This window comes from Micromonospora eburnea (assembly GCF_900090225.1).
Taxonomy (GTDB): Bacteria; Actinomycetota; Actinomycetes; order Mycobacteriales; family Micromonosporaceae; genus Micromonospora; species Micromonospora eburnea.
The window spans coordinates 5,402,848-5,429,153 of sequence record NZ_FMHY01000002.1 but is presented as its reverse complement, the minus strand read 5'-3'; the positions used below and the strand labels follow the sequence as shown (position 1 = coordinate 5,429,153).

The following is a 26,306-nucleotide window of genomic DNA, read 5'->3' as shown; positions in this document are numbered from 1 at the left end:
CGTGGTGATCAAGGAGTTTGCGTCGGGATCCGGCTCCCCGGAGACGCGAACTCCTTGATCAACCCGGGCTGGGGTCAGGGGGTGGCGGTGACCTCGGTGGGGGTGTAGTGGCGCATCTCCTCGATGTCGTTGACGTATGGGCGGATCTCGCGGAAGAAGGCGGGGAAGTGCGGGCCGGTGCGGAAGCCGCGCAGATGGCCCTCCGCCGAGGTCCAGCGGATCCGCAGGACGTAGGCGGCCGGGTCCTCGACGCAGCGGCTCAGCTCGTACCCCTCGCACTCGGGCGCGGCGTCCAGCGCCCGCGCCGCCCGGGCGTACGCCGGGACGAACTCGGCCTGCCGCTCGGCCGGCACGCGGTACCTGATGTACTCGACGATCATGCCCACCAGCCCACACCGGGACCGGTGCGTGATCAAGTACGCACTTTCCGGTAAGGAGGGGGATCGCGTGCCAAGGCGCTACCACTGCGCGGTGGAGGTGGCCGTCGCCGTGGTCGGCGGCCGGTGGCGGCCGGTGATCCTCGCCCACCTCAAGGAGGGCGTGCACCGCTACGGCGAGCTGCGCCGCCGGATGCCGGAGATCAGCGAGAAGATGCTCGTCCAGCGGCTGCGCGAGCTGGAGCGGGAGGGCCTGGTCGCCCGGCACGATCTGGGCACCCCGAAGGCCCCGCACGTCGAGTACCACCTCACCGACGAGGGGCGCACCCTCGTCCCGGTGCTCGACGCGCTGTACGCCTGGGGGCTGGCCCGGGCCGCCCGGACCGGAACCCCGATCGAGCCCTGAGCGCGGCTCAGCCGGCGGTGGGCGGCTCGCCGGCGTCGAGGACCGCCTGGGTCCAGCCGCCCTCGATGACGCCGGTCCCGTCGAGGACGGCCCAGTCGACGACGTCCGTGGCCGCCACCACGACCGGGGAGCCGATGCGGACGCTCGGGTCGCTGTTGGCGTCGCTGGCGCTGGCGCCGACGATCCGTTCCGGGGTCTCCCAGGAGGTCACCCCGGCCCAGACGTACTCGGGGCCGTCGTCGCCGGGCAGGCCGTACTTGACCACCAGCTGCGACTCAGTGGGCAGCCGGCCGGCGAGGAAGCGGGCCCGGATGTCGCCCAACCCGGTCCGGGCCGCCGCGATCGCCTTGCTCATCGCGTCGCCCCGCCGGGCGTACCGGACGTCGGGCTGGATGCCGTTGAACAGGGTGGCGCAGGCCGTGGCGAAGTAGCGGCCGGCCGGCCCGGGGTGCCCCGGCGGTGGGCTGAGGGTGAGGAACGAGTCGGCGTCCGGATCGGTCGCCGGGTCCAGCTCCAGCCGCAGCAGCACCGGTGCCGTCGCGCCGTGCTGCTCCGGATTCCCGTACGCCACCGCGATGTCGTGCCCGGTCACCGTGGCCAGCACCGGGAGCTGCACGAATGCCGGCACCTCATCGCCGGCCAGCCCCTCGGTCCAGTCCCGCAGCAGCCGCCGCGCGGCACCGGTCATCACCGCGCCCCAGGCCCGGGTGAGATGGTCCGGCACGCCCTGGGCCTGGAGTTCCAGCAGCCCGAAGCGGCGCAGCCCCTTGGTGGTGAACCAGAGCCCGTCGGCGTCCGACGAGTACGGCACCAGCACCCAGTCGACCAGCCGGATCCGGCCCTCGGCGTCCGGCAGCGAGCGCAGCGCGGCCGCCGGATCCAGGAACTGGAGGCCGAAGACGTCCACCACGTCCCCGTCGACCGTCTCGGCGATCGCCGCGGCCACCGCCCGGGCCGCCCACTCGTGCGCCGGCGGCCAACCGGGCCGGTACTCGGCCTGCACCACCACCAGATGCGTCGCGGCGGCCAGCCGGGCCAGCTGGGCCTCGGTGGCGCCGAACGCGGTGAGCAGGTCCGGCGGCAGCTCGGGGAACTCGCTGATCTGCCGGGTGTCGACGCTCATCAGCGGGCTGGCCAGCATCTGCTTCGCCAGCCCGTGCACCGGCTCGGCGAGCCGCCCGGCCAGGGCCTCCACCGCCGTCTTCGGGCTGACCCTCGGCAGCCCGGTGATCGGCACCAGGTAGGTCGCGTCCAGCGACTCCGGGACCGGTACGGGCAGGAAGTCGTCCGTGATGAGCATGCCGTCCTCCCTCGACCGCACCGCTGCCGTCGTTCACGAACGCTACCTGCCCGGACGGGTGACGCTCAGCCGGACAGCACCAGTCCCAGGTAGGCCAGCGTGGTGACGATCTCCACGGTGGCGCCGAGCACGTCCCCGGTGATCCCGCCGAGCCGGCGTACCACGTGCCGCAGCAGCCCTGCCGCGACGGCGAGCGCGGCGACGACGGCGACCGGCCCCTGCCAGGGGCGGCCCGGCACCGCCGGCACCGCCAGCAGCGCGACGGCGGCCACGCCGACGACCAACGCGACCGGCCCCACCGTGCCGGCCACCAGCGCGCCCAGCCCCTCCGGCCGGGCCGCCGGCACCCCGCGCCGGCAGGCCAGGCCGACGCCGAGCCGCCCGGCCGCCGTCGCGGCGGCCACCGCCGCGAGCGCCGCCGGCCACGACCGCCCGGCCAGCTCGGCGAGCATCGCGGCCTGGAGCAGGAGTACGACCACCAGCGCGACGACCCCGAACGGGCCGACGTCCGGCTTCTTCATGATCTCCAGCGCTGCCGCGCCGCGCCGGTACGAGCCCAGCGCGTCGACGGTGTCGGCCAGCCCGTCCAGATGCAGGCCCCGGGTGAGCAGCGCGCCGACACCGACGGTGACCCCGGCCGCGACGAGCGGGGGCGCGACCGCGGCGGCCAGTAGCAGCACCGCCGCGAGGAACACGCCGAGCACCGCCCCGACCGCCGGGGCGAGCGCCATCGCGGTGCCCGCCGCCGCCCGGTCCACCCGACCGGCGCGTACCGGGAGCGTGGTGAAGGTGGTGAGTGCCAGCCGGACCCCGTCGGCGAGCCCGCGCCGGCTCTCAGTCGGCACGCCGGCCGGGGGACTCCGGCACCGCGACCGGCTCGTCCGGCTCGACCGTCGTCGGCCCCGGGCCGGCCGGCTCCGGCTCGGCGAACTCCGGCTCGGCCGGGGGCGGGCCGGGCTCCGGTTCGGTGGTGGTCGGCCCGGGGCCGGCCGGCCGGGGCTCGACGAACTCCTCCTCGTCCCCGGCGCCGTCGCGCAGCGACGGGTGCACCGGCAGGCTGGCGGCGAGCGCCAGCGCGGAGCGCAGCAACGGCAGGGCGGCCAGCGCGCTCGCTCCCTCGCCGAGGTCGAGGCGCAGGTCCACCAGCGGGTCCAGGCCGAGCACGTCGGCGGCGAGCCGTACCGCGGGCTGGCCGCCGTGGTCGGGCAGCAGGCACCAGTGCCGGGCCTGCCCGGCCAGGTCGCGGCTGACCAGGCCGGCGGCGACGCCGACCGGCCCGTCCAGCAGCACCGGGACCCGCCGGGCGGTCGCGCCGAGCAGCACGCCGGTGGCCACCGCGATGTCGCCGCCGCCCAGCTCGGCCAGCACGTCCTTGGCACCGCGCGGGGCCCGCCGGGTGCGGTGCAACGCGTCCCGGACAGCCGCGCAACGGGCCATCCAGGCCACGTCGTCGAACTCACCCTGCTCGGTCAGCACCCGGCCCAGCACCGCCGGTGGTTCCGCGCCGGCCGTCGCCGCCAGCACCGCCGCGGCGGCCGCCTCGGTGCCGGCCCCGCACGCCGCCAGCACCAGCAGCTGTACGCCCGCGTCGGCGGCCTGCTCGGCCAGCCGCCAGCCGTACCGCAGGGCCGACTCGACCTGGTCGGCGGCGAGCGCCGGCCCGTCCTCCATGGCGGCGGAGGCGGGCGCCTCGACCACCTGGAGGCCGGCCCCGTTCTCGGCCGCGAGCCGGGCGAGCGCCCCCCTGCCGGCGCGGGCCTGCTGGGCGCGGCGGGCCGACTCGCCGGGCGTGACGCCGGCCGACGCCCCGCCGTCGTGGTCGCCGTGCAGCAGCAGCACCCGCACCGAACTCCACGGCGTGGGGGTCGGGGTGCCCTGGGTGGCGGCGGCGAAGCTGACCACCCGGTCCAGTACGCCGAGCCCGGCGCCGGGGATGTCCAGGCTGGCGAGCCGGTCGACCGCCTGCGGGCCGGCGTAGTCGTCGGGCATGGGCAGTTCCATGCCGGGCTGAATCACCAGGCCGGTGGCGACCATCGGCAGCGCCATGGTGGGGGTGGCCCAGTCGGCCTCCGTCACCGGCGCCGGGGCCGGCGCGGGCGGCGGGGCCGGGGTCAGCACCTCGGGCAGCGCCTGCTCGGCCGGGCCGGGGACGACCGCCGGCCGCCCGGTGGCGCGACCCGCCGCGGCGGCCTGGTCGGGGCCGGCCTGCGCCGGCACGGCGGGACGGGGCGGGGCGGCCGGCTTGAGCCAGGCGGGCTGCCCGGCGACGACCAGCACCGCGGCGTCACAGGCGTCGGCGATCGCCCGGTTGGTCTCGCCCAGCGCGTCGGTGAAGGCCCGGCCCAGCGGCGTGGTCGGCACCAGGGTGAGCCCCACCTCCGGGCTGACCAGCACCAGCCGGGCGGCGCTGGCCCGGACGGCCGCCGCCAGCTCGGCGATGGTGGCGCTGTCGTCGGCCGGCTGGTGGGCCGGGTCGAGCAGCACGGCCACCCAGCCGCCCAGGTCGTCGACGAGCAGGGTCTCGTTCGGCCCGGCCGCCGCGATCACCTCGGCGAGCCGGCCCGGGTCCGTCGCGGTCTCCTCGGTGGTCCAACTGCCCGGCCGGCGGGCGCGGTGCGCCGCCAGGCGGGTCGCCCACTCGGTGTCCGCCGGGTCCCCCTCCGCGGCGGTGGCCACGTACCGGACCGTGGGCGCGTCGGCGACCAGCGATTCCGCGTACTCGGACTTGCCGGACCGGATACCACCGAGCACCAGGAGGCTGTTCCACCCGTCAACGGACATGCCCGTACCTTAAAGCCGTCCGGCGGTTCGCCGCCTCCCGCCCCGTACCCGGAGGGGCGCGACGCCGGCGGCGGGTCAGCCGCAGTGCTCGAACGCGCTGTTGTAGCTGGCCCCGCCGGTCGACCCGCCCCACTTCACGCACTTCTTGGCCGCGGCGACCCGGACCGGTCCGGCGTAGTACGAGAACGACCCGCTGTCCGCCTTACGGGTGCTCCCCTGCACCTCCAGGTACGCCGACACGGAAGTGGCCCGGCCGACGTCGTAGTCCTTGAGGGTGACCACGCAGTTGTATCCGTTGGCCGAGTTGTAGAGCAGGTAGACCCGGCCCTTGCGGGTTCCGTTCGCGGTCAGCGTCGCCGAGTCGATCACCTGGTAGCCGCTGCCGCACGCCTGCGCCGCAGTGTAGGGATTGGGCTTCTGCGGGGCGCTGGTCGTGCCCGCCGGCTTCGGCGAGCCGGTGGCGGCGGTGGTCGGTGGCGCCGACGTGCCCGCCGACGGGGTGGGGTCACCCGGCTTCGAGGGGCGGCTCGGGGGAGCCGACGGCGACCGGCTGACCGGCCCGGCGGAACCGCTCGGCGTCGGCTCGGGTGAGCCCTCCGTGCCCGGCGACGCGGTCAGCTCCGGCTGTTCCGGCTGTTCCGACTGCTCCGGGTCGGCGGTCGCGGACTCGCCGGTCAGCGCGGCCGGGCGGTCCGGCGGTACGTCGTCGGGGGAACGCAGCGCAATCACGGCCCCCGTCACCGCGAGCGCCAGAACGACGCCGGCCGCCCCGACCAGGGCGAGGATCCGTCCCCGCCCGGGTCGGCTTGCCCGCTCCTCCAACGTCTGCGGTACGCCGGAGCCGGGGTGTTGGTCCTGCTCCGGGCCGTACCCGCCGGGGCGCGTACCGGGCTGGCCGGGATGCGCCACGCCGACCGACCAGGCGGGAAGGGCCGGCGGTGGCCCGGCGGCTGGCTGAGCGCCCAAACCGACCGGCGGGGGTCCGGCGGGTGGCTGAGCGCCCAAGCCGGCCGGCGGGGGTCCGGCGGGTGGCTGCGCGCCCGAACCGACCGGCGGGGGTCCGGTGGGTGGCTGAGCGCCGTAACCGACCGGCGGGGGGCCGACGGGTGGCTGAGCCGCGGGGGTAGCGCCGGCGGGAGTCTGCGCGCCGGTGCGGGCGGATGGCGGATCGGCGGGCTCGGCTCGGCCCGGACCGGCCGGCGACCCCGCGGGGGCGGCGGCGTCGGACGGCGTACCCCCGGAGTGGTCGGGGTCGGTCGGACCGGGAGCGGGCGTCGGCAGCGCGGCGGGCCCCGGTACGGCCGGGCCGGCCACCGCCCACGGCGGCCGGGGCGGGACGGGGATGCTGGCCAGGGTGGCGTCCCGGGCGTCCTGGGCGGCCTCGGCCATGGCGACCGCGCTCGGGTACCGGTCGCCGGGGCTCTTCGCCAGCGCCCGGTGGACCAACTCGACCACCGCCGGGGGAGTGTCCGCCGGCAGCGGCGGCGGCGCGTCCTGGGCGTGCCGCATCGCCACCTGGAGCGGGTTCTCCCCCTCGAAGGGCGGCCGGCCGGCGAGGCAGAAGTACGCGACCGCGCCGAGCGCGTAGACGTCGGTGGCCGGCGCGACGCGCTGGCCGGTGGCCTGCTCCGGAGACATGTACGAGGCGGTGCCGAGCACCATGTGGGCGGCGGTGATCCCCGCCATGGTGCTGGCCCGGGCGATGCCGAAGTCGACCAGCACCACCGTGCCGTCCCGCTTGACCATCAGGTTGCCGGGCTTGACGTCACGGTGCACGATCCCGGCGAGGTGGGCGGCGTGCAGCGCGTGCCCGGCCTGTGCCACCACCGACATGGTGGACGCCGGGTCGAGCCGGCCGGCGCGCCGGATCCACGTCACCAGCGGCTCGCCGTCGACGTACTCCATGACCAGGTAGCTGACCTGGCTGCCGTCGGCCAGCGTGGCGGAGCCGAAATCGTGCACCTGCACGATGCCCGGGTGGCGCAGCGCGGCCATCATCCGGGCCTCGGCATGGAAGCGGGTGGTGAACTCCGGATCGGCGACCAGCGACGGCAGCAGCACCTTCACCGCGACCTCGCGGCCGAGCAGTGTGTCGGTGCACTTCCAGACGGCCCCCATGCCACCGGTCGCGATGCGTTCGCTCAGCAGATAGCGATCGCTGAGTACCACTCCTCGAGTCAGCACCGGGTCACCGTACCGGCCGTCGACCCGGGGCATGATCCACCGGGGTGCCCTCCGGCCCGTGGTGGGCGGGCCGATCGCGGTTCGGCCGACTACGCTTGCGGGGTCCGGCCCCCAGGGGGCGACGGCGGCGAGGGGAGACGCGGCATGGCGTGGAGCTGGCGGTACGAGGGCGCGAACGGCGAGTCGGTCGACGGGCCGAGCGAGTCGTTCGGCAGCCAGGCGGACGCCGAATCGTGGGTCGGCCAGACCTGGCGGGAACTCGCGGCGTCCGGCGTCACCTCCGTCGCGCTCGTCGAGGACGACCGGGTGGAATACCGGATGAGCCTGCTGCCCCCGGCCGGATGACGGGCCACGACCGCCCGGGCGAGCCGCTGGTGCTCGGGGTGCCCCGGGCGGCCTTCCGGCCCAGCCCGGTCTTCCTCGCGCTGGTCGCGCTCTTCGTGACCAGCGGCGCGCTGACCTGGCAGCGGTTCGGCAACGTCCGGTTCGACGTCTTCCTGTTCGTGGTCTCGGGCTGGCTGGTCTCGCTCTGCCTGCACGAGTACGCCCACGCGGTGGTCGCGTACCGGTCCGGGGACCGGGACATCGCCCACCGGGGCTACCTGACGCTCAATCCGTTCAAGTACACCAACCCGCTGCTGTCGATCGTGCTGCCGGTGATCGTGGTGCTGCTCGGCGGCATCGGCCTGCCCGGTGGCGCGGTCTGGGTGGACCGGCACGCCATCCCCGGCCGGCTCCGGCACACCCTGGTCAGCCTGGCCGGCCCGGCCACCAACGTGCTGTTCACCCTGCTGCTGGTGGCGGCGCTGCTGATCGGCCCCGGCGTGGCCGGCCCGACGGAGTTCTGGGCCGGGCTGGGCCTGCTGGCGTTCCTCCAGCTCACCGCCAGTGTGCTCAACCTGCTGCCGGTGCCGGGGCTGGACGGCGGCAACATGATCCAGCCGTGGCTCAGCCCGCAGTACCGCCGGATGTACGACCTGTTCGCCCCGTTCGGCTTCATCCTGCTCTTCGCGCTGCTCTGGAACCCGGCGATCGGCGGCCGCTTCTTCGACGCGGTCTTCTGGCTCGCTGACCTGCTCGGCCTGTCGCCCGGCCTCTACCTGCTCGGCCTTGAGCTGATCCGCTTCTGGCAGGGCTGATCCACTACGGTGAGCCGAGCCCAGGTCCGGTGGGATACGCCGGACCCGGTCCGGCCGGCGTGCCGCGCCGACCGGACCGGGCACCCGTCACGGGCGCTGGGCGGGGGACTCGGTCTTCGCCGGGTCCCGCTCGGTGACCGGCTCGACGATCTCGTCGATCGCCTTGAGCAGGTCGGCGTCGAGCTTGACACCCGCCGCCTTCACGTTGTCGTACACCTGCTCGGGCCGGGACGCCCCGACGATCGCCGAGGAGACGTTCGGGTTCTGCAGCACCCAGGCGATGGCGAGCTGCGGCATGGTCAGCCCGGCCTGCTCCGCGAGGGGCTTGAGCCGCTGCACCCGGGTGAGCACCTCGTCGCCGAGCCACTTGGCGATGAACCCGGCACCCGACTTCTCGTCGGTGGCCCGGGAACCGGCCGGCGGCGGCTGGCCCGGCAGGTACTTGCCGGACAGGACGCCCTGGGCCATCGGCGACCAGACGATCTGGCCGATGCCCAGCTCCTCGGAGGTGGGGATCACCTCGGCCTCGATGACCCGCCACAGCATCGAGTACTGCGGCTGGCTGGAGACCAGCGGGATACGCAGCTCGCGGGCGAGCTGGTGGGCCTCGCGGATCTGCGACGCCTTCCACTCCGAGACGCCGATGTAGTGCGCCTTGCCGGAGTGCACGACGTCGGCGAACGCCTCCATCGTCTCTTCCAGCGGCGTGCTGTAGTCGTACCGGTGGGCCTGGTAGAGGTCCACGTAGTCGGTCTGCAGGCGGCGCAGCGAGCCGTTGATCGACTCCATGATGTGCTTGCGGGACAGCCCGCGGTCGTTGCGACCGGGACCGGTCGGCCAGTAGACCTTGGTGAAGATCTCCAGCCCCGCGCGCCGCTCGCCCTTCAGCGCGCGGCCGAGCACCTCCTCGGCCCTCGTGCCGGCGTACACGTCGGCGGTGTCGAACGTGGTGATGCCGGTCTCCAGGGCGGCCCGCACGCAGGCGATCGCCGCTTCCTCTTCGACCTGCGAACCGTGGGTGATCCAGTTGCCGTACGAGATCTCGCTGACCATCAGGCCCGAGCGGCCTAGGTGTCGGAATTCCATGCCCAGACCCTAGTCCGGACCGATCATGATCTCCGGTTTGGCGGCGTGGTGGCCGCCACACGGCGTTTCGCGCCCGAGCCGGCCCGTCCGGCCCATCGCCACGGGTCAGAGCACCGGGCTGGTGTCGGCGAGCAGTTTCTCGATCTCCGCGACCACCGCGGCGCGGCTCGGGTGCACCGGGTCGATCAGTGGCTCACCCCGCCGGTCCAGCGCGCCCCAGCGGCCCGAGCCGTCCCGGACCAGGAAGGCGACCGGGTGTACGACCAGCACCGGGTACGCCGGATCGACCAGGATTCGGCCGGTCCGGTCCACCACGCCCCGGTGGCCGGCCATCTCCACCACGGCCAGGCCCTCCTCGGTGAAGCCGTCCACGTACCGGCCGTCGGCCAGGGCGGTGGCCATACCGTGGAACCGGGTCGGCACGACGAGCTGACCGTCCTGGTCGACCGCGCCCCAGCCGCCGTTCTGGCGGACCGCCGCCAGGCCGCCCCGGAACGGCCGGGCGTCCTCGTACCCGGGCGGGATCCGCACGATGTTGGTCGGGTCGATCGCCATCCATCGGCTCTTGCCGTCCATCGACACCCAGGCCAGCCCCTCGGAGAACGCGGCCACCCCCCGGTAGCCGTTGTTCGCCTCGATCAGCGCCGCGCCGGTGGTGTTGATCAGCGCCCAGCGGGACGCCTCCGGGCGGCGTACCCAGGCCACACCCTCGTGGAAGGGCTGCACCTCGGCGTACCGGTGGTCGATCACCAGCTCACCCTCGGCGTCCGCGTACCCCCAGAGTTCCCGCTCCTCGTCGAAGGTGGGCACCGGGTACCGCTCCTCGCCGAGGATCGCTTCCCGGGTCCGTGGCTTCGGACCGAAGCCGTCGGCCGCCGCCCGCACCGCGACCGCGTCCAGCGCGACCGCCGTACGCGCGTTCAACTCGGCGTCCTCACCCTGGCGCAGGTCCAGCGCCCGCTCGAAGTGCAGGCACGCCTCGGTCAGCCGGCCCTGGTCGAAGCAGGACCGGCCGGCGTGCTCGTGTAGCGCCGCGCGCAGCCGGTCCGGCAACTCCGGCGAATTGGCCTCGGCGAAGAGCCGGTCGGCCTCCGCGTGATCGCCCCGCCAACGCAGCACCTCGGCCAGCCGCGCGCGGGCCAGCGTGGTCCGCCGCAACTCGCCGGTGGCCTCCGCGTACGTCAGGGCGAGCCGCGCGTCGTCGAGGGCGTCGTCCAGGTCGTTGAGGATCCGGGCGGCCACCGACCGCAGGCTCAGCAGCCGGGCACGGGTGCGGTTGTCCAACGCGCTGTCGAGCTTCGTGGTGAGCCCGTCCCGGATCTCGCGCAGCGCCTCCGGATCGGGGGCCTCCTCGCGCAGCTTCTCCGGATGCAGCCGCCACCGGATCGCGGCCAGCGCCTGCTCCGGGTCCGCCGGGCGGTCCTTCCGCGGCTCGACCTCGGCCGTGCCCTCCGACGCTGGGGGCCCGGAGACCTGTACGGGTGGCGCGGACACCGGTTCGGGGGGTGCCGGTGGTGCGGAGACCTGTGCGGGGGGTGCCGACACCGGTTCGTCCGCTGTCGGCTCGTCCGGTGCCGGGGGCCCGGTGATCTGTGCGGGTGGTGCCGCAGGCACCGGCTCGCGCGGTTCCGGCGGCCCGGACACGGGTGGTGCGGGCACGGCTTCGTCCGTTGCCGGTTCGTCCGGTGCCGGGGGCCCGGTGACCTGCGTCGGTGGCGCGGACACCGGTTCGGGGGGTGCCGGTGGTGCGGAGACCTGTGCGGGGGGTGTGGGCACGGCCTCGTCCGGTGCCGGGGGTCCGGTGACCTGCGCCGGTGGCGCGGACACCGGCTCGGGGGGTGCCGGCGGTGCGGAGACCTGTGCGGGGGGTGCCGACACCGGCGCGTCTGCCGCCGCCTCGGCGGGTGCCGAAGGCACAGAGATCTGTGCGGGTGGTGCCGACGCCGGCTGGGCGGCCGGGGCCGGTGCCGAATGAGTCGGCGGCGCAGACATCTGGGCCGGTGGGGCCGATACCGGTGGTTCGGCGGGCACGGCGGCCGGGGACACCTGGCCGGCTGGCACGGCGTCCGGAGCGGGTGGCCCGGACCCGGGCGGGGCGGAGGGCACGCCCGGGTCCGAGGTGGGCCGGACGGCTTCCCGGGCGTCGCCCCGGCCGGCCGGCGGGATCGGGCCGACGGTGGGCTCGGCGTCGGCCGGGACACGCTCCGGTGGCTGGGGCTCCTCGTACCGCCTGCCGGTCGGTACTCCCGAACCGGCTGCGGCGGGCTCGAACGCCGTGGCTGTCGGCCCGGCCGGCGGTACGCCGGTCAGTCGGCCGGCCGGGTCCTGCCCGGCTGGCGGTGGGCTGGTCGGTCGCCCCGACTCGGCATGCCCGTCGGGCGGCGCGGGTTTCGGCTCGGTATGCGGCGTCGGGCTGGTCCCGGCCTCGTTGGCCGGCCTCGGCGCGGGACGAGCCGGCCGGAACCAGGCGTCCGCATCCTGATCGGTCCCGCGAGCCGCGGAGGGCTCCGCCGCCGGGCCGTCGTGCGCCCCGGGGGCGCGCACAGCCTCCCCGGCACGGTCCGCGCTCTCAAGGAGGGACGGGGTCGATGCCGGTCCGGCCACCCCGTCGACCGCCTGCGGGGAGGTCGGGGTGTCCGGCGTGCCCGGCCAGGGGTCAACGGCCGGCTGCCGAGGTGCCTCGGCCGGCGCCGTCGCCCGCCCGTCGCTGGGGGCCGTGGCGGCCTCCGGTCGGGCGGCCGTGGGCATCGGGGCGGCGGCCGGCACTGCCCCGGGTACGGCCGGCACTGCCTCGGATACGGCCGGCGGGGCCGGCACTGCCCCGGGTACGGCCGGCGGGGCTGGCACCGGGGCGTTCCCGGACGCCGCCGGCACACCGGAGACCGGCACGTCGGTGGGGCGGGATTTCGCCGGGGTGAACAGGTCCAGCCCGGCCGGCTCGGAGGGCCGGCGGGCGGCCGCCGGCGCGGGGTGGCGGGGGCCGTCCGAGGCGGGGGCGTCGACCGGCCGAGCCGGCGGCGCGGGAGCCTGCGCCGACTGCGGAACCGGTGGCCGGGGTGGGGCGGATTCCGGCGCGGGCGGACCGGAGACCGGCCGCGTCGGTGACGCCACGCCCGGCGGCACGGCGGCCGGGCGTGGCGGGTCGACCCGTGCTGCGTCGACCCGTGCTGCGTCGACCCGTGCTGCGTCGACCCGTGCTGCGTCGACCCGTGCTGCGTCGACCCGCACCGAACGCTCGTCCCCGACGACCGGGGCCGGGCGCTCGGCTGCCGGCGCCGGCGGCCGGGCCGCCCCGCCGGGGCCCGGGTTCCCACCGGCGGGGGCGGTCCGGGAATCCATCCGTGGGTCGGCCGCCGGGGGCGCGGAGTTCGGCGTGTCCGGCCGTTCGGACCGATCGCGCGCGGCGGGCGCTGCGGAGTGGGGACGCGCGCCCGAGGCGGGTGCGCCTGAGGCGGGCACACCTGAGGCGGGCACGCCGGAGACGGGTGCGCTTGGGGCAGGGCCGGCCGACGCGGGCGTGCCTGAGACGGGCACGCCCGAGACGGGTGCGCCGGGGCCGCGCGAGACCGGCGGGTGGAAGGCCGGCACGCCCGAGGTGGGTGCGCCCTGGGCCGGCGGCACCGGCCGCGGTTGCGGTCGACCGACCGGCTCCACCGGCGGGCGTCGAACCTCGTCGGGACCCGCCGGAGCAGGCGCGACAGAGCGTTCGCGTACGTCCTCCGGTCGTGGCGCGGGGGGCGTCGCCGGACGGTCGCGCATGCCGTCCGGACGGGCCGGGGTGGGCGGGCGCTCGCGTACGTCGTCGCGGCGGTCCGGCCCGACCTCGGCCGGGCGACCCCGCCACTCCTCCGGGCGGCCCTGCCGTTCCTGCGGCTGGGGGCGACCGATTGAGCGGTCCTCGGGCCGGTACCGGTCCTCGGGGGGTCGGGGACGGACCGGCTCGGGCCGGCCGACGGGCTCGTGCCGACCGACCGGCTCGGGCCGGCGGCCGTCGTATCGGGGGACCGCCTCGTCGGCCGGGCGCGCCGGGCGCCCGTCGGGACCGGGCCGGCCCGGTCCGACCGGGCGCTGCCACTCGTCCGGCTGGTACGCGGCCGGCTCGGTGCGGGGTCGCCGCTCGACCACCGGCCATTCCCCAGCACCCGGGCGGGCGCCATCGGACGGTGGGCGGCGGCCGTCCCACCGTTCGTCGGGACCGTACCTGCCGGGGCGTGGTCCGCCGTGCCGGCCGGGCTCCCCCCGCTGCGGGTCCAGGGGACGGCCGTGGTCGTCCGGGGTGGTGGGTGCCGTAGGGCGCAGGTCGGCCCGGGCCGCTGCCTCCCGGCGCGGGTCTGGCTCGCGGCGGGGCGGACCGTCGAACCCCGGTTCGCGTCGCTCGGCTGGACCGTCGAACCCCGGTTCGCGTCGCTCGGCTGGGCGGTCGAAGCCGGGTTCGCGTCGCTCGGCTGGGCGGTCGAAGCCGGGTTCGCGTCGCTCGCCTCGTCCGTCGAAGCCGTGGCCGCGCCGATCCGCCAGGTGGTCGGCGCCGGGGTCGCGCCGGTCCATCGGGCCGCGCGGGACCGCGGTGGGCGGTCCGTCGGGCGTACCCCGACGCTGCTCAGACCGGCCAGGTCGCGGCTGGGGGCGGTGCGGGAACTCGTCGGGCTCCGGGAGCCAACCGGGCTCGGCCACGGGGGAGACCGGTCGGCGGGAATCCGTATCCGGCGGTGGCATCCGCCGGCCGGGCTCGGGGCGTACCCAGCGCTGGTCGGACCGGTCGTCTGGCCAGCCGGCGGTCCGCGCCCGGTCCGGGCCGCGCGGGTCGTACCGGTCGCCAAACTGGGGAGCGGGGCCGTGACGGGGTACGCCATCACGCCCGTCACCGGGTGTGTGCCGCTCCGCCCGGGGCCGCCGCTCGTCCACGCGTGGCTCGTCCCAGCCGCGCCCGTCCGGGTACGCGCGCCGCTCGCCCGGCCCGGAGTGCGCCGGGTGCCCACCGCTCCGGTCACCCGCAGCCGGGCTGACCGGGTAGGTGCCGCGCCGCTCATCCGGGCCGGCCGGGCTGACAGGGTGGATGCCACGTCGTGCGTCGGGTCCCGCCGGGCTGACGGGGTAGGTGCCGCGCCGCTCATCCGGGCCGGCCGGGCTGACGGGGTGGATGCCGCGTCGTACGTCGGGTCCCGCCGGGCTGACCGGGTACGCGTCCCCGTGGCCGGGCGCCGGGCTGACCGGGCGCACCTCGGCCCGGCCGACCACGGTGGCCCGACCGCGCGGCGCGGATGGGGTGAGGTGCTCGATGCCGATGTCGCCCGGGTAGCGCTGCCCCGGGAACTGCGGGCGCCACTCGTGGGTGGGTTCGAGAGCCCAGGACGCCTCGGCGGGCTCGTGCCAGCGGTCCCAGCCGCTCATCGGGGGGACCCTGTCGCCGCCCGCGCGGCGCGGCCCCGGGCCGGCTCGCGTCGCTCGCTCACGGCGATGTCACCTCGTTGGAAATTGTCGCGCCGGGGCACCCGACGTGCCGGTAGAGTCGCCCGATCCGGCACGTCGTGGCTGCGGAAGGAGGGTAACGGCGTGGGCTCTGTCACCGCCACTGTGGCGTCACCCACGGACCCAAACGTTACCCGATGGTTTCGGACATTCAGCGCGATAGTGGCATCCGGTTTTCGGCGTTATGCCACCTACCGCCAGGCCACAGTGGCGGGAGCGGTCACCAACAGTGTTTTCGGGCTGTTGCGCTACTACGTCTTTCTCGCGGCGGCCGGCGCGACGGGCCGGGTCGCCGGATACGACCGGGCCCAGCTCGCCACCTTCGTCTGGGTCGGGCAGGGACTGCTGGCGGTGGTCCTGATCTGGGGCTGGACCGAGCTGGCCGATCGGATCCGCACCGGCGACGTCGCCGCCGACCTGCTCCGCCCCGTCCACCCGGTGACCAGCTACCTCGCCACCGACCTGGGCCGGGCCGGGTTCGCCTCGCTGGCCCGGCTGCTGCCGCCGGTGCTGATCGGCCTGTTCTTCTTCGACGTGTACCTGCCCCGCCGGCCGGGCACCCTGCCGTTGTTCGCGCTCTCCGTGCTGCTCGCCGTGGTGGTCTGCTTCGGCTGCCGCTACCTGGTCAACACCACCGCGTACTGGTTGCAGGACGTCCGGGGCCCGCTGATCCTCTGGACGCTCTGCTCCGGCGTGCTCGCCGGGCTCTACTTCCCGTTGGGCTTCCTGCCCGGCTGGCTGGAGGCCCTGCTGCGGTACGGGACCCCGTTCCCGAGCCTGCTCCAGATCCCGCTCGACGTGCTGGTCGAGCGGGATCCGGCGCCGGCGCAGCTCGGCCTGGTCGGGGTGCAGGTCGGCTGGGCCGTCGCGCTGCTCGTGCTCTGCCGGCTGGTCCAGCGCCGCGCCGAACAGCGCCTGGTGGTGCAGGGTGGCTGAACACCTGGCGGCGTATCGGGCGCTGCTCGGCGCGCAGGCCCGGTCGCAGGCCGCGTACCGGACGTCGTTCGTGGTGGACCTGGTCGGCAACGTCGGTGCGACGGTGTTCGACGTGGTCACCGTGCTGGTGCTCTTCGGGGTCACCCGTGAGCTGGGTGGCTTCTCGCTGCGCGAGACGCTGGTGATCGTCGGCCTGTCGTCGTTCGCGTTCGCCACCGCGGACCTGCTGGTCGGCAACGTCGAGCGGCTGCCCCGGTACGTCCGCACCGGCCTCTTCGACGCGGTGCTGGTCCGCCCGTTGGCCGCGCTGCCGCAGCTGCTGCTGATGGACCTGCCGTTGCGCAAGGTGTCCCGGGCGGTCTTCGGGCTCGCCGTGCTCGTCGTCGCGGTCGGCTCGGCCGGGATCGACTGGACGATCGGTCGGGTCGCCCTGGTCGTGGTCGCCCCGCTGGCCGGCGTGGTCTTCTTCGGCGCGGTCTTCGTCACCACGGCCACCGTGTCGTTCTACTGGATCGAATCGGGCGAGCTGGCCAACTCGGTCACCTACGGCGGGCGCGACTTCACCTCGTACCCGGTCACCGTCTACGGCGGCTGGTTCCGCACGGTCTTCGCGTACGGGATGGGGTTCGCCTTCGTCAGCTACCACCCGGCGCTGGCGCTGCTCGGCCGGCCCGACCCGCTCGGCCTGCCGGCCTGGGTCGGCTGGGCCGCGCCGGGCGTCGCGGCGCTCGCCGCCGCGGTCGCCGCCCTGGCCTGGCGGGTGGGCATCCGCCACTACCGGAGTACGGGATCTTGAGCGTCATCGAGATGCGCGGTCTGCGCAAGGAGTTCACGGTCCGGGTGAAGGCGGGCCGGCTGCGTCGGGAGAAGCGTACGGTCACCGCGGTCGACGGGATCGACCTGCGGGTGGAGCGCGGCGAGATGGTCGGCTACATCGGCCCGAACGGGGCCGGCAAGTCGACCACCCTGAAGATGCTCACCGGCGTGCTCATGCCCTCGGCGGGGGAGGCCCGGGTCTGCGGGCTGCGCCCGGTGGCCGAGCGGACCCGGCTGGCGCTGCGCATCGGCGTGGTCTTCGGGCAGCGTTCGCAGCTCTGGTGGGACCTGCCGCTGCGCGAATCGTTCGACCTGCTGCGGCACGTCTACCGGGTGCCGGCGGGGGAGCACGCGGCCCGGCTGGCCCGCTGCCGGGGCCTGCTCGATCTCGACGAGTTCCTGGACACCCCGGTCCGGCAGCTCTCCCTCGGGCAGCGGATGCGTGGCGAGCTGACCGCCGCGCTGCTGCACGGCCCGGAGGTGCTCTTCCTCGACGAGCCGACCATCGGGCTGGACGTGGTGAGCAAGCAGGCAGTTCGGGGCTTCCTGGCCGAGCTGGGCCGGGCCGGCGACACCACCCTGGTGCTCACCACCCACGACCTGGCCGACATCGAGCGACTCTGCCGGCGGCTCGTGGTGATCGACCACGGCCGGGTGGTGCACGACGGCTCGATCGCCGCCCTGCACAGCCGGTACGGCTCCCGTCGGATGGTCGTGGCCGAGCTGGACGCCGCGTTGCCCGCGCCACCGGCGCTGCCTGGCGCCCCGCTGGTGCGGGTGGAGGCGGACGGGCACCGGCTGGTTTTCGCGCTGGAGTCGGCGAGCGTCGCCGAGGTGGTCGCCGGGCTCGCCGGCCTGGCCGCCCTGCGGGACATCTCGATCGTCGAGCCGGACATCGAGGAGGTCGTCGCCCGGCTCTACCGCACGCCGGCCGAGATCGGCGGCTGAACCCGGCGGTCGGCCGGGCTCAGGGGTGTTCCATGACCAGCACCGCGAAGGTGCCCGGGGCCAGCGCCTCGTACCGGTGCGGTGTGTCGCCGGGGAAGGTGGCGTAGTCTCCCGGTCCCAGCTCGACCAGGTCGGATTCGGGGCCGAGGCGCATCCGCCCGGCCGCGACCACGACGTGTTCGATGCTGCGCGGGGTGTGCGCCTCGGCCACCCGGACCGCGCCGGGCTCCAGCTCCATCAGGTAGACGTCGCGGCGGGCGTGCGGCGCGCCGGCGGCGAGTAGGGTGGCGCTGAAGTCGGCGTGCTCGGAGCGGATTCGCGGGCCCTCGCCGGCCCGGACGACCCGGACGGCGGCCGTCGGCGGCTCGACCAGCCGGCTGAACGGTACGCCCAACGCCACCCCCAGCGCCCAGAGCGTCTCGACGCTCGGGTTGCCGACGCCCGACTCCAACTGGGAGAGGGTGGACTTGGCGATGCCCGCCCGGCGGGCCAGCTCGGTCAGGGAGATGCCCGCCCGGTCGCGTTCGCGGCGCAGGGCGGCGGCGATGGTGGCCAGCGGGGGAGCGGGATCGACCGCCATTGTTCGCTCCATAGGTCGGTTTGTTCGGTTTGACGAACGCGTGCCTTTGCGTTCAGGATAATGGACCATGCGTACGGCATATCGAACGGGAGACGCGGCTGTGCTGCGCGACGTCGCCGCCATCGGCGCGGCGATGGTCGCCGTCGGCGCGTCGTTCGGCGCGGTGGCGGTCGCCGCCGGCCTGCCCGGGTGGGCCACCCTCGCCATGTCGGTGTTCGTCTACGCCGGCGGCGCGCAGTTCATGGCGGTGGGTCTGGTGGCCGCCGGCAGCCCGCTCGCGGCGGTCCTCGCCGGCCTGCTGCTCAACGCCCGGCACCTGCCGTTCGGTCTGGCCCTCGGCGGCAGCCTCGGGCCGGCCCGCTGGCGGCGGTTGCTCGGCAGCCACCTGATGACCGACGAGGCGACCGCGTTCGCCCTGGCCCGGCCGGCCGGGCCGACCCGCCGACGCGCGTTCTGGCTCGCCGGGGCACTGCTCTTCCTGGCCTGGAACGCGGGCACCCTGCTCGGCGTGCTGGCCGGGGGCGCGGTGGGCGACCCGGGCGTGCTCGGGCTCGACGCCGCCTTCCCGGCCGGGCTCGCCGCGCTGCTGCTGCCGAGCCTGCGGGACGCGCAGACCCGCCGGGTGGCGCTGGCCGGTGCCGTGCTGGCCGTGCTGGCCACCCCGTTCCTGCCCGCCGGGCTGCCGGTCCTGCTCGCCCTCGCCGCCGTGGCCGGGCCCGCGCTGCGCCGCCGGGGACCGGCCGGCGTCGCCCGTGCGGCTGTCGCGGACGGGGATGCCCCGGCCGGCGTCGCCCGTGCGGCTGTTGCGGACGGGGCCGGCCCGGCCGGACAACTCGACCCCGCCGACGCGTCCCCGGCCACCGTGCCGGACCCGGGCCGGGGCGAGACCCGCGCGGCCGAGCCGGCCGTCGTCCGCACCGAGGAGGCGTCGTGCTGATTGCCGTGATCATCGCCCTGGCCGCCGGCACGTACGGCTTCCGGGTCGCCGGGGTGCTCCTGCGTGACCGGCTGGAACTGCCCGAGTGGTCCCGGCAGTTGCTGCCGGTCGCCGCCGCCGCCCTGCTGGCCGCGCTCGCCGCGACCGCCGCGCTGACCGAGGCCGGCGCGTTCGCCGGCTACGCCCGGCCGGCCGGGGTGCTGGTCGGGCTGCTGCTGGCCTGGCGGCGGGCGCCCTTCGTGCTGGTCGTGGTCGCGGCGGCCGGCACCACCGCGCTGCTGCGCCTGCTCGGGGTGGCATGACGAGGCCCCTCCCCGCGACGGCGGGAAGGGGCCGGATCCGGGGCGCGCCCGGTCAGATCTTGTCGCCGATGTTGACCCGGGGCTGCGGGGCCCGCATCCTGCGGAACGTGATCGAACGCATGATCGCGTAGAAGTAGAGGGAGCCGAGCCGCTCGGTGCTCTTGGGGAAGCGCTCGCGCACCAGCTTCTTGATCTTGCGGGAGATCAGGATCGAGTCGATCACCACGCCGAGCGCCAGTGCGCCCCACAGGGCGTTGGAGATCAGCCGGACGATCATCGGCATGGCCTGGTTGGAGCCGAGCAGCACGATCAGCGCACCACCGAAGAACCAGGTGCCGACCGTACGCCGGGAGTCGACCACGTTGCGGGCCAGCAGCCGCTCGGGGCCCCGGTCGCGCGCGCCACCCTCGCGCCGGAACTCCGCCGCCGCCTCGGCGCGCGCCGCCCGGCGCTGCTCCCGGACCTCCTCCTTGGTCAGCGGCTTGCTCGGCGTACCCGCCCGGCGGCCCGCGGTGGGCCGCTTCGGCGTCACCACGCCCAACTCCTTCTTGCTCGGGGTGTAGCCCCGGGAACGGGCGGCAACGGACGCCTCGTCGGTCGTCACCGTGGTGACGGACTCCTCGACGAGGTCGGCGGGCTTACGACGAAACAGCGACGGCACTCGTGAAGGGTAGCCAAACAGCCGCGCCCGGCGCACATCGCGGGTGCACCGGGCGCGAAGAACTCAGTGTGATGTTACGGACGCTCTACGTGTGCGCCCAGGTCTGCCAGCTTGGCCTCGAAGTCCTCGTAGCCGCGGTTGATCAGGTCGACGCCGTACACCCGGGAGGTGCCCTCGGCGGCGAGGGCCGCGATCAGGTGGCTGAAACCGGCGCGCAGGTCCGGGATGACCAGGTCGGCCGCGTGCAGCTTGCTCGGGCCGGCGATCACCGCGGAGTGCTTGAAGTTGCGCCGGCCGAAGCGGCACGGGGTGCCGCCCAGGCAGTCCCGGTAGACCTGGATGTTGGCGCCCATCGTGTTCAGCGCCTCGGTGTAGCCCAGCCGCTGCTCGTAGACCGTCTCGTGCACGATCGACAGGCCCCGGGCCTGGGTCAGCGCCACCACGAGCGGCTGCTGCCAGTCGGTCATGAACCCGGGGTGGACATCGGTCTCCAGCGCCACCGCGTTCAGCTCGCCGCCCGGGTGCCAGAAGCGGATGCCGCCCTCCTGGCCCGGCTTGCCGCCCCGCGGCGGCCGGAGGTCGGTCACCTCGTACTCGCCGCCGACTGAGCGGAAGATGTTCAGGAAGGTCATCATGTCGGCCTGCTGGGCGCCCAGCACCTCGACGTGACCCCGGGTGGCCAGCGCGGCCGCCGCCCAGCTCGCCGCCTCGATCCGGTCCGGGATCGGCCGGTGGGTGTAGCCGCTGAGCCGCTTCACGCCCTGGATCTCGATCACCCGGTCGGTGTGCACCTTGATGATCGCGCCCATCTTCTGCAGGACACAGATCAGGTCGATGATCTCCGGCTCGACCGCCGCGTTGCGCAGCTCGGTGACGCCCTCGGCCATCACCGCGGTCAGCAGCACCTGCTCGGTGGCGCCCACGCTCGGGTACGGGAGGGCGAACTTGGTGCCGTGCAGCCCGTTCGGGGCGGACAGGTGCAGCCCCTCCGGCCGCTTGTCGACCGTCGCGCCGAACTCCCGCAGCGCCTGGAGGTGGAAGTCGATCGGGCGCGGGCCGATGTGGCAGCCGCCCAGGTCCGGGATGAAGGCGTGGCCGAGCCGGTGCAGCAGCGGCCCGCAGAACAGGATCGGGATCCGGCTGGACCCCGCGTGCACGTTGATCTGGTCGGTGCTGGCGCTTTCGACGTTGGACGGGTCGAGGATGAGCTCGCCGTCCTCCTCGCCGTCGCTCACCTTGACCCCGTGCAGGTGGAGCAGCCCGCGGACCACCTCGACATCCCGTATCCGCGGCACGTCGAACAGTCGGCTGGGAGTGTCGCCCAACAGGGCGGCGACCATCGCCTTGGACACGAGGTTCTTCGCGCCGCGCACGCGGATCCGCCCTTGAAGCGGAGTGCCTCCGTGTACGACCAGGACGTCGTCGGTCAACGCAACCTCCAGCGCGTTGGTGCTGCCGTGTAGATGGAGGGGCCCACGATCTGCATCGCTACCCGGAATGCGGCCACGGGTAAACGGCCCGCGTGTGTCGTCGCCCCGGCAGCATAGCCCTCCGTGACGAAAATGTAATCGGTCACATCACCAGCCAGGGCACGAACCGGGGTGTCCCGTGCGTTTCCGTGCTAGTGATGTGACCGAGGGTGATCAGGCCCCGGGGAGGGCGAGCATCTGGTCCAGCGCGGCCCGGGCGTGGCGGGCGGTGTCCGGGTCGACGGTGATCTGGTTGACCACGCGGCCGGCGACCAGCTCCTCCAGGGCCCACACCAGGTGCGGCAGGTCGATCCGGTTCATCGTCGAGCAGTAGCAGACCGCCCGGTCCAGGAACATGATCTGCTTGTCGGGGTGGGCCAGCGCCAGCCGGCGGACCAGGTTCAGCTCGGTGCCGATCGCCCACGCCGAGCCGGCCGGGGCCGCCTCGATGGTCTTGATGATGTACTCGGTGGAGCCGACGAGGTCGGCGGCGGTGACCACCTCGTGCCGGCACTCCGGGTGGACCAGCACGTTGACCCCCGGCACCCGCTCCCGGACGTCGTTGACGCTGTCCAGGGTGAACCGGCCGTGCACCGAGCAGTGCCCGCGCCAGAGGATCATCTTCGCGTCGCGGAGCTGCTCGGGGGTGAGCCCGCCGTTCGGCTTGTGCGGGTCGTAGAGGACGCAGTCGTCCAGCGAGAAGCCCATCTCCAGCACCGCCGTGTTGCGGCCCAGGTGCTGGTCGGGCAGGAAGAGCACCTTCCGCCCCTGCTCGAACGCCCAGTCCAGCGCCCGCTTCGCGTTCGAGGAGGTGCAGACCACGCCGCCGTGCCGGCCGACGAAGCCCTTGATGTCGGCCGAGGAGTTCATGTACGTCACCGGGACGGTGTCCGCCGCGACACCCAGCTCGGTCAGCACGTCCCAGGCGGTCTCGACCTGCGACAGCACCGCCATGTCGGCCATCGAGCAGCCGGCGGCGAGGTCGGGCAGGATCACCCGCTGGCGGTCCGAGGTGAGGATGTCTGCGCTCTCGGCCATGAAGTGCACGCCGCAGAAGACGATGTACTCCGCGTCGGGGCGGGCCGCCGCCTCGCGGGCCAGCTTGAACGAGTCGCCGGTCACGTCGGCGAACTGGATCACCTCGTCGCGCTGGTAGTGGTGGCCCAGCACGAAGACCTTCGTGCCGAGCGCGGCCTTGGCCGCCGCCGCCCGGGCCACCAGGTCCGGGTCGCTCGGCGCGGGGAGATCACCCGGACACTCCACGCCACGTTCCGTGGCGGGATCGCTGCCGCGGCCGAGGAGCAGCAGCGCAGTGGCGGTGTTGGAGGGCTCAACCCAGGTGGAAGTCACGCCCCCCATCGTCCCACAGCCGGACCGGCCCACAGCCGCCGCTGATGTGGCCTGCCACACTGCTCGGCATGCGTGTGCTGCTCTGCCCGGACAAGTTCGCCGGCACGCTGCCCGCCCAGGAGGTCGCCGCCGCGGTGGCCGAGGGCTGGCGGCAGGTGGCCCCCGGCGACGAGCTGCTGATCCGGCCGCTCGCCGACGGGGGCCCCGGGTTCGTCGCGGTGCTCGCCGACGCGCTCGGCGGGCGGCGGCTGCCGGTGCCGACCGTCGACCCGCTCGGCCGGCCCGCCACCGGTGAGATCCTGCTCACCGACGACGGCACCGCGTACCTGGAGAGCGCCCAGGCGTGCGGGCTGCACCTGCTGTCGGCCGCCGAGTGCGACCCGAAGGCCACCACCTCGTACGGGCTGGGGCTGCTGGTGGCCGCGGCGGTCGAGGCGGGGGCGCGGACCGTGGTGATCGGGCTGGGCGGCTCCGCCACCAACGACGGGGGCGCCGGCATGCTCACCCCGCTGGGCGTCACCGCGCTGGACGAGGCCGGGCAGGCCCTGCCGTACGGCGGGGCGGCGCTGGCCGCGGTGGCCGCGCTGGACGGTGCGCCCCGGCTGCGCGGGGTCGCCCTGGTCGCCGCCACCGACGTCGACAACCCGCTGCTCGGGCTGCACGGCGCCAGCAACGTGTACGGCCCGCAGAAGGGCGCCAGCCGGTCCGACGTCCTGCTGCTCGACGCGGCGCTGGAGCGCTGGGCCGGAGTGCTGGAACGCGAGCTGCCCGGCTGCCCGCCGGGGCTCGGCACGCTGCCCGGCGGCGGTGCGGCGGGCGGGCTCGGCGGGGCCGTCCTCGCCCTCGGCGGCCGGACCGAGTCCGGCATCGGGCTGGTCACCCGGGCCATCGGGCTGGACGCCGCGCTGGACGGCGCCGATCTGGTGATCACGGGGGAGGGGTCCTTCGACCACCAGTCGCTGCGCGGCAAGGTGGTGGCTGGGGTGGCCGGTGCCGCCCGGGACCGGGGCGTGCCCTGCGTGGTGCTGGCGGGGCGGGTGAGCACCGGGCGGCGGGAGGCGGCCGCGGCCGGCGTGACCGAGACGTACAGCCTGGTGGAGCACTTCGGCGGCGAGGAGCACGGTGGGTTGGCGGCGGCGCTCGGCCGGCCCGCCGAGGGGCTGCGCGCGCTCGGCGCCCGGCTGGCCCGGCAGTGGAGCCGCTGACCGGCAGCGCTGCTTTCCACCATGAGTCGCGGCACCTGGGGTGACTTCCGCCCGGGCGGCGTACGATCGGATCCGGACCACACCGGGAATGACTGGGCGACGGGGAATGTTGGCCAGTGCGTCCGGACCCACACGCGCAGGGAGATTTCCACGTGACCACGCCAGCGCAGACCGAGTCGACCGAGGCCAAGGCCCCCAGCACCGTCGTCCTCACCGACGTCGCGGCGCAGAAGGTCAAGGCCCTGATCGAGCAGGAGGGCCGCGACGACCTGCGGCTCCGGGTCGCTGTGCAGCCGGGCGGCTGCTCCGGCCTGCGGTACCAACTCTTTTTCGACGAGCGTTCGCTCGACGGTGACATCGTCACCGACTACGACGGTGTCGAGGTCGTCGTCGACCGGATGAGCGCGCCCTACCTGGCCGGCGCGACCATCGACTTCGCCGACCGGATCGACGCGCAGGGCTTCACCATCGACAACCCGAACGCGGGCAACTCCTGCGCCTGCGGCGACTCGTTCAGCTGAGCCGACGCCGGGGCGACGCCCTGACATACCCGACAACGGCGGGACCCTCCCTCACCGGGGCGGTCCCGCCGTTGCGTTCTTCCGGCGGATGTACCCACGGTGACGCCGGGGTGTGCGGCGGGCAGCCGGTTGCCGACCGAGGCCGTGCCGCGGCCCGCGGCGACCGGTAGGCTGACCGCGCCGTGCTCCCGACCCTCGAGGGCTGACATGAAGATCGCCGTGACCGGCTCGATCGCCACCGACCACCTGATGAGCTTCCCCGGCCGCTTCGCCGACCAGCTCCTCGCCGACCAGCTGCACAAGGTGTCGCTGTCGTTCCTCGTGGACGACCTGGTGCTGCGCCGGGGCGGGGTGGCGGCGAACATCGCCTTCGGTATGGCCCAGCTCGGGCTGCGCCCGGTGCTGCTCGGCGCGGTCGGCGCCGACTTCGCCGACTACCGGTCCTGGCTGGAGCGGCACGGCGTGGACTGCGACTCGGTGCACGTCAGCGAGGTGGCGCACACCGCGCGCTTCGTCTGCACCACCGACACCGACATGTGCCAGATCGCCTCGTTCTACGCGGGCGCGATGAGTGAGGCCCGCAACATCGAGCTGGCCCCGGTCGCGGAGCGGCTGGACGGCCTCGACCTGGTGCTGGTCGGCGCCAACGACCCGGAGGCGATGATCCGGCACTCGGAGGAGTGCCGGGAGCGCGGATACCCGTTCGTCGCCGACCCGTCCCAGCAGCTCGCCCGGATGGACGGCGAGCAGGTCCTCGGCCTGATCGACGGCGCCGAGTTCCTGATGACCAACGACTACGAGAAGTCGCTGCTGCTGAGCAAGGCGGGTCTGACCGACGCGCAGCTCCTCGACCGGGTCAAGGTCCGGGTCACCACGCTGGGCAAGGACGGCGTGGAGATCGCCGGGCGGGGCATCGACCCCATCCACGTGCCGATCGCCCGGGAGATCCAGGCGGTCGACCCGACCGGCGTCGGCGACGGCTTCCGGGCCGGTTTCTTCGCCGCCCTGTCCTGGGGCCTGGGGCTGGAGCGTGCCGCCCAGGTCGGCTCGCTGCTGGCCACCCTGGTGCTGGAGACCGTCGGCACCCAGGAGTACCAGGTCCGCCGGGACCTGTTCGTCAAGCGGCTGGCCGAGTCGTACGGGGACGCGGCCGCCGAGGACGTCCGGCCGCACCTGCTGCCGTGACCTCGGTCGTACCCGGACCGGGCGGCACGGTGGACCCGGGCGCGGTCCGCCCCGGCGCCGGCGGTCCGCTGCTGGTCGCCTTCGCCGGGCTGCCCGGGGTGGGCAAGAGCACCCTCGCCGCCCGGGTCGGTGCCGCGCTGCACGCCCCGGTCCTGCCGGTCACCCCGGTGGAGCGGGCCCTCGGCCGGTACGGCCTGACCGGCGACGTGCCCGAGATGGCCGCGTACGGCGCGGTCGCCGGGCTCGCCGAGGTGCAGCTCGGGCTCGGGCTGAGCGTGGTGGTGGACGCGGTCAACCCGGTGGCCGGCGCCCGCGGCCTCTGGCACGACCTGGCCGTACGGGCCGGGGTGCCGCTGCGGGTGATCGAGGTGCACTGCGGGGACGAGGCGGAACACCGCCGCCGGGTCGAGGCCCGCCTACCCGACGAGCGGTTTCCCACCTGGGAGCAGACCCTCGTCCGCCGCGCCGAGTACGAACCGATCATCGGCCCCCGCCTCGTCGTGGACACCGCCGTGGCCGTGGACCCCCTCCCCGCCCTCCTCGCCTACCTGACCTGACCGGGTGCCCTACCGGGATACCGACCCCGGTGAACCGCCCCAGGCCGACCGGTTAACAGGGGGCCCCTGCTCTGCGCTAGACGTTAAGAAGGGGCCCCTG

The 26,306-nt window shown here is 75.1% G+C and carries 23 protein-coding genes; 12 read left to right on the top strand and 11 right to left on the bottom strand.

All coding sequences use genetic code 11. From position 1 onward, the window contains the following. Window positions 1-74: 74 nt before the first annotated feature. Window positions 75-416 (bottom strand): putative quinol monooxygenase, encoded by a 342-nt coding sequence (locus GA0070604_RS23385; protein ID WP_244162057.1) that lies wholly within the window; start codon window positions 414-416, stop codon window positions 75-77. Between the two features lie 31 nt (window positions 417-447). Between GA0070604_RS23385 and GA0070604_RS23380 the strand changes: the two genes are divergently transcribed. After that, window positions 448-783 carry a winged helix-turn-helix transcriptional regulator gene (locus tag GA0070604_RS23380; RefSeq protein WP_208602155.1) on the top strand — a complete coding sequence of 112 codons (336 nt, stop codon included), beginning with the start codon at window positions 448-450 and terminating at the stop codon, window positions 781-783. A 7-nt stretch (window positions 784-790) separates the two neighbouring features. On the opposite strand, the gene GA0070604_RS23375 is transcribed toward GA0070604_RS23380, so the two are convergent. From GA0070604_RS23375 to GA0070604_RS34400, 4 genes are all read right to left on the bottom strand, one after another. Further along, entirely contained in the window at window positions 791-2,083 is a 1,293-nt protein-coding gene (locus GA0070604_RS23375) for a DUF2314 domain-containing protein (RefSeq protein ID WP_091122612.1), read from the bottom strand. A 65-nt stretch (window positions 2,084-2,148) separates the two neighbouring features. Further along, window positions 2,149-2,928 (bottom strand): adenosylcobinamide-GDP ribazoletransferase, encoded by a 780-nt coding sequence (gene cobS, locus GA0070604_RS23370; protein ID WP_091122608.1) that lies wholly within the window; start codon window positions 2,926-2,928, stop codon window positions 2,149-2,151. After that, complete coding sequence (locus GA0070604_RS23365; protein ID WP_091122604.1) at window positions 2,918-4,864, bottom strand: bifunctional adenosylcobinamide kinase/adenosylcobinamide-phosphate guanylyltransferase; 1,947 nt, start codon at window positions 4,862-4,864, stop codon at window positions 2,918-2,920. Before GA0070604_RS23365 ends, cobS begins: the two co-directional genes overlap by 11 nt. Window positions 4,865-4,939: 75 nt before the next feature. Continuing rightward, entirely contained in the window at window positions 4,940-7,048 is a 2,109-nt protein-coding gene (locus tag GA0070604_RS34400) for a serine/threonine-protein kinase (protein WP_377592177.1), read from the bottom strand. A 144-nt stretch (window positions 7,049-7,192) separates the two neighbouring features. Between GA0070604_RS34400 and GA0070604_RS23355 the strand changes: the two genes are divergently transcribed. Beyond that, complete coding sequence (locus GA0070604_RS23355) at window positions 7,193-7,393, top strand: hypothetical protein (protein ID WP_091122600.1); 201 nt, start codon at window positions 7,193-7,195, stop codon at window positions 7,391-7,393. After that, window positions 7,390-8,187, top strand: a complete 798-nt coding sequence (locus GA0070604_RS23350) for a site-2 protease family protein (protein ID WP_091122596.1) — start codon at window positions 7,390-7,392, stop codon at window positions 8,185-8,187. The genes GA0070604_RS23355 and GA0070604_RS23350 overlap by 4 nt, the downstream gene beginning before the upstream one ends. An 87-nt stretch (window positions 8,188-8,274) precedes the next feature. Here GA0070604_RS23350 and GA0070604_RS23345 read toward each other — a convergent pair whose 3' ends face one another. Next, window positions 8,275-9,273 (bottom strand): aldo/keto reductase family protein, encoded by a 999-nt coding sequence (locus GA0070604_RS23345; protein WP_091122593.1) that lies wholly within the window; start codon window positions 9,271-9,273, stop codon window positions 8,275-8,277. Between the two features lie 105 nt (window positions 9,274-9,378). Next, entirely contained in the window at window positions 9,379-11,265 is a 1,887-nt protein-coding gene (locus GA0070604_RS23340) for a WG repeat-containing protein (RefSeq protein WP_091127355.1), read from the bottom strand. A gap of 3,558 nt (window positions 11,266-14,823) precedes the next feature. Between GA0070604_RS23340 and GA0070604_RS23330 the strand changes: the two genes are divergently transcribed. The 3 genes from GA0070604_RS23330 to GA0070604_RS23320 are packed head-to-tail and all read left to right on the top strand — an operon-like array spanning window position 14,824 to window position 17,439. After that, window positions 14,824-15,675, top strand: a complete 852-nt coding sequence (locus GA0070604_RS23330; RefSeq protein WP_091127354.1) for an ABC transporter permease — start codon at window positions 14,824-14,826, stop codon at window positions 15,673-15,675. Beyond that, window positions 15,668-16,471, top strand: coding sequence for an ABC transporter permease (locus GA0070604_RS23325; RefSeq protein ID WP_091122585.1), 804 nt, complete (start codon window positions 15,668-15,670; stop codon window positions 16,469-16,471). Before GA0070604_RS23330 ends, GA0070604_RS23325 begins: the two co-directional genes overlap by 8 nt. Continuing rightward, the gene (locus GA0070604_RS23320) at window positions 16,468-17,439 is read left to right on the top strand and encodes an ABC transporter ATP-binding protein (RefSeq protein ID WP_091122581.1); all 972 of its coding nucleotides are present in this window, start codon (window positions 16,468-16,470) and stop codon (window positions 17,437-17,439) included. Before GA0070604_RS23325 ends, GA0070604_RS23320 begins: the two co-directional genes overlap by 4 nt. A gap of 19 nt (window positions 17,440-17,458) precedes the next feature. Here GA0070604_RS23320 and GA0070604_RS23315 read toward each other — a convergent pair whose 3' ends face one another. Then, on the bottom strand, window positions 17,459-18,019 hold the full coding sequence (locus GA0070604_RS23315) for a helix-turn-helix domain-containing protein (RefSeq protein WP_091122577.1): 561 nt from the start codon (window positions 18,017-18,019) through the stop codon (window positions 17,459-17,461). Window positions 18,020-18,086: 67 nt separating this feature from the next. Between GA0070604_RS23315 and GA0070604_RS23310 the strand changes: the two genes are divergently transcribed. Together GA0070604_RS23310 and GA0070604_RS23305 are read left to right on the top strand one after the other, a co-directional pair. Beyond that, entirely contained in the window at window positions 18,087-18,956 is an 870-nt protein-coding gene (locus GA0070604_RS23310) for an AzlC family ABC transporter permease (protein ID WP_244162054.1), read from the top strand. Next, complete coding sequence (locus GA0070604_RS23305; protein ID WP_091122574.1) at window positions 18,950-19,258, top strand: AzlD domain-containing protein; 309 nt, start codon at window positions 18,950-18,952, stop codon at window positions 19,256-19,258. The genes GA0070604_RS23310 and GA0070604_RS23305 overlap by 7 nt, the downstream gene beginning before the upstream one ends. Window positions 19,259-19,310: 52 nt before the next feature. Here GA0070604_RS23305 and GA0070604_RS23300 read toward each other — a convergent pair whose 3' ends face one another. The 3 genes from GA0070604_RS23300 to nadA all read right to left on the bottom strand — a co-directional run bounded on the left by GA0070604_RS23300 (window position 19,311) and on the right by nadA (window position 22,738). After that, window positions 19,311-19,919 carry a DUF3043 domain-containing protein gene (locus GA0070604_RS23300; protein WP_091122570.1) on the bottom strand — a complete coding sequence of 203 codons (609 nt, stop codon included), beginning with the start codon at window positions 19,917-19,919 and terminating at the stop codon, window positions 19,311-19,313. Window positions 19,920-19,993: 74 nt separating this feature from the next. Further along, complete coding sequence (murA, locus tag GA0070604_RS23295) at window positions 19,994-21,349, bottom strand: UDP-N-acetylglucosamine 1-carboxyvinyltransferase (protein ID WP_091122566.1); 1,356 nt, start codon at window positions 21,347-21,349, stop codon at window positions 19,994-19,996. 213 nt (window positions 21,350-21,562) lie between these two features. Then, window positions 21,563-22,738 carry a quinolinate synthase NadA gene (gene nadA, locus GA0070604_RS23290; RefSeq protein WP_091122562.1) on the bottom strand — a complete coding sequence of 392 codons (1,176 nt, stop codon included), beginning with the start codon at window positions 22,736-22,738 and terminating at the stop codon, window positions 21,563-21,565. 44 nt (window positions 22,739-22,782) lie between these two features. Here nadA and GA0070604_RS23285 point away from each other — a divergent pair, with 44 nt between their 5' ends. The 4 genes from GA0070604_RS23285 to GA0070604_RS23270 all read left to right on the top strand — a co-directional run bounded on the left by GA0070604_RS23285 (window position 22,783) and on the right by GA0070604_RS23270 (window position 26,206). Beyond that, a complete protein-coding gene (locus GA0070604_RS23285) occupies window positions 22,783-23,943 on the top strand; it encodes a glycerate kinase family protein (protein WP_208602154.1) in 1,161 nt (386 codons plus the stop codon). Window positions 23,944-24,095: 152 nt separating this feature from the next. Beyond that, window positions 24,096-24,464: an iron-sulfur cluster insertion protein ErpA gene (gene erpA / locus GA0070604_RS23280; protein ID WP_089005934.1), complete on the top strand. Its 369-nt coding sequence runs from the start codon at window positions 24,096-24,098 to the stop codon at window positions 24,462-24,464. A 207-nt stretch (window positions 24,465-24,671) separates the two neighbouring features. Next, a complete protein-coding gene (locus GA0070604_RS23275) occupies window positions 24,672-25,649 on the top strand; it encodes a carbohydrate kinase family protein (protein ID WP_091122555.1) in 978 nt (325 codons plus the stop codon). Beyond that, a complete protein-coding gene (locus GA0070604_RS23270) occupies window positions 25,646-26,206 on the top strand; it encodes a P-loop nucleotide/nucleoside kinase family protein (RefSeq protein ID WP_244162053.1) in 561 nt (186 codons plus the stop codon). The genes GA0070604_RS23275 and GA0070604_RS23270 overlap by 4 nt, the downstream gene beginning before the upstream one ends. Window positions 26,207-26,306: the final 100 nt, after the last annotated feature.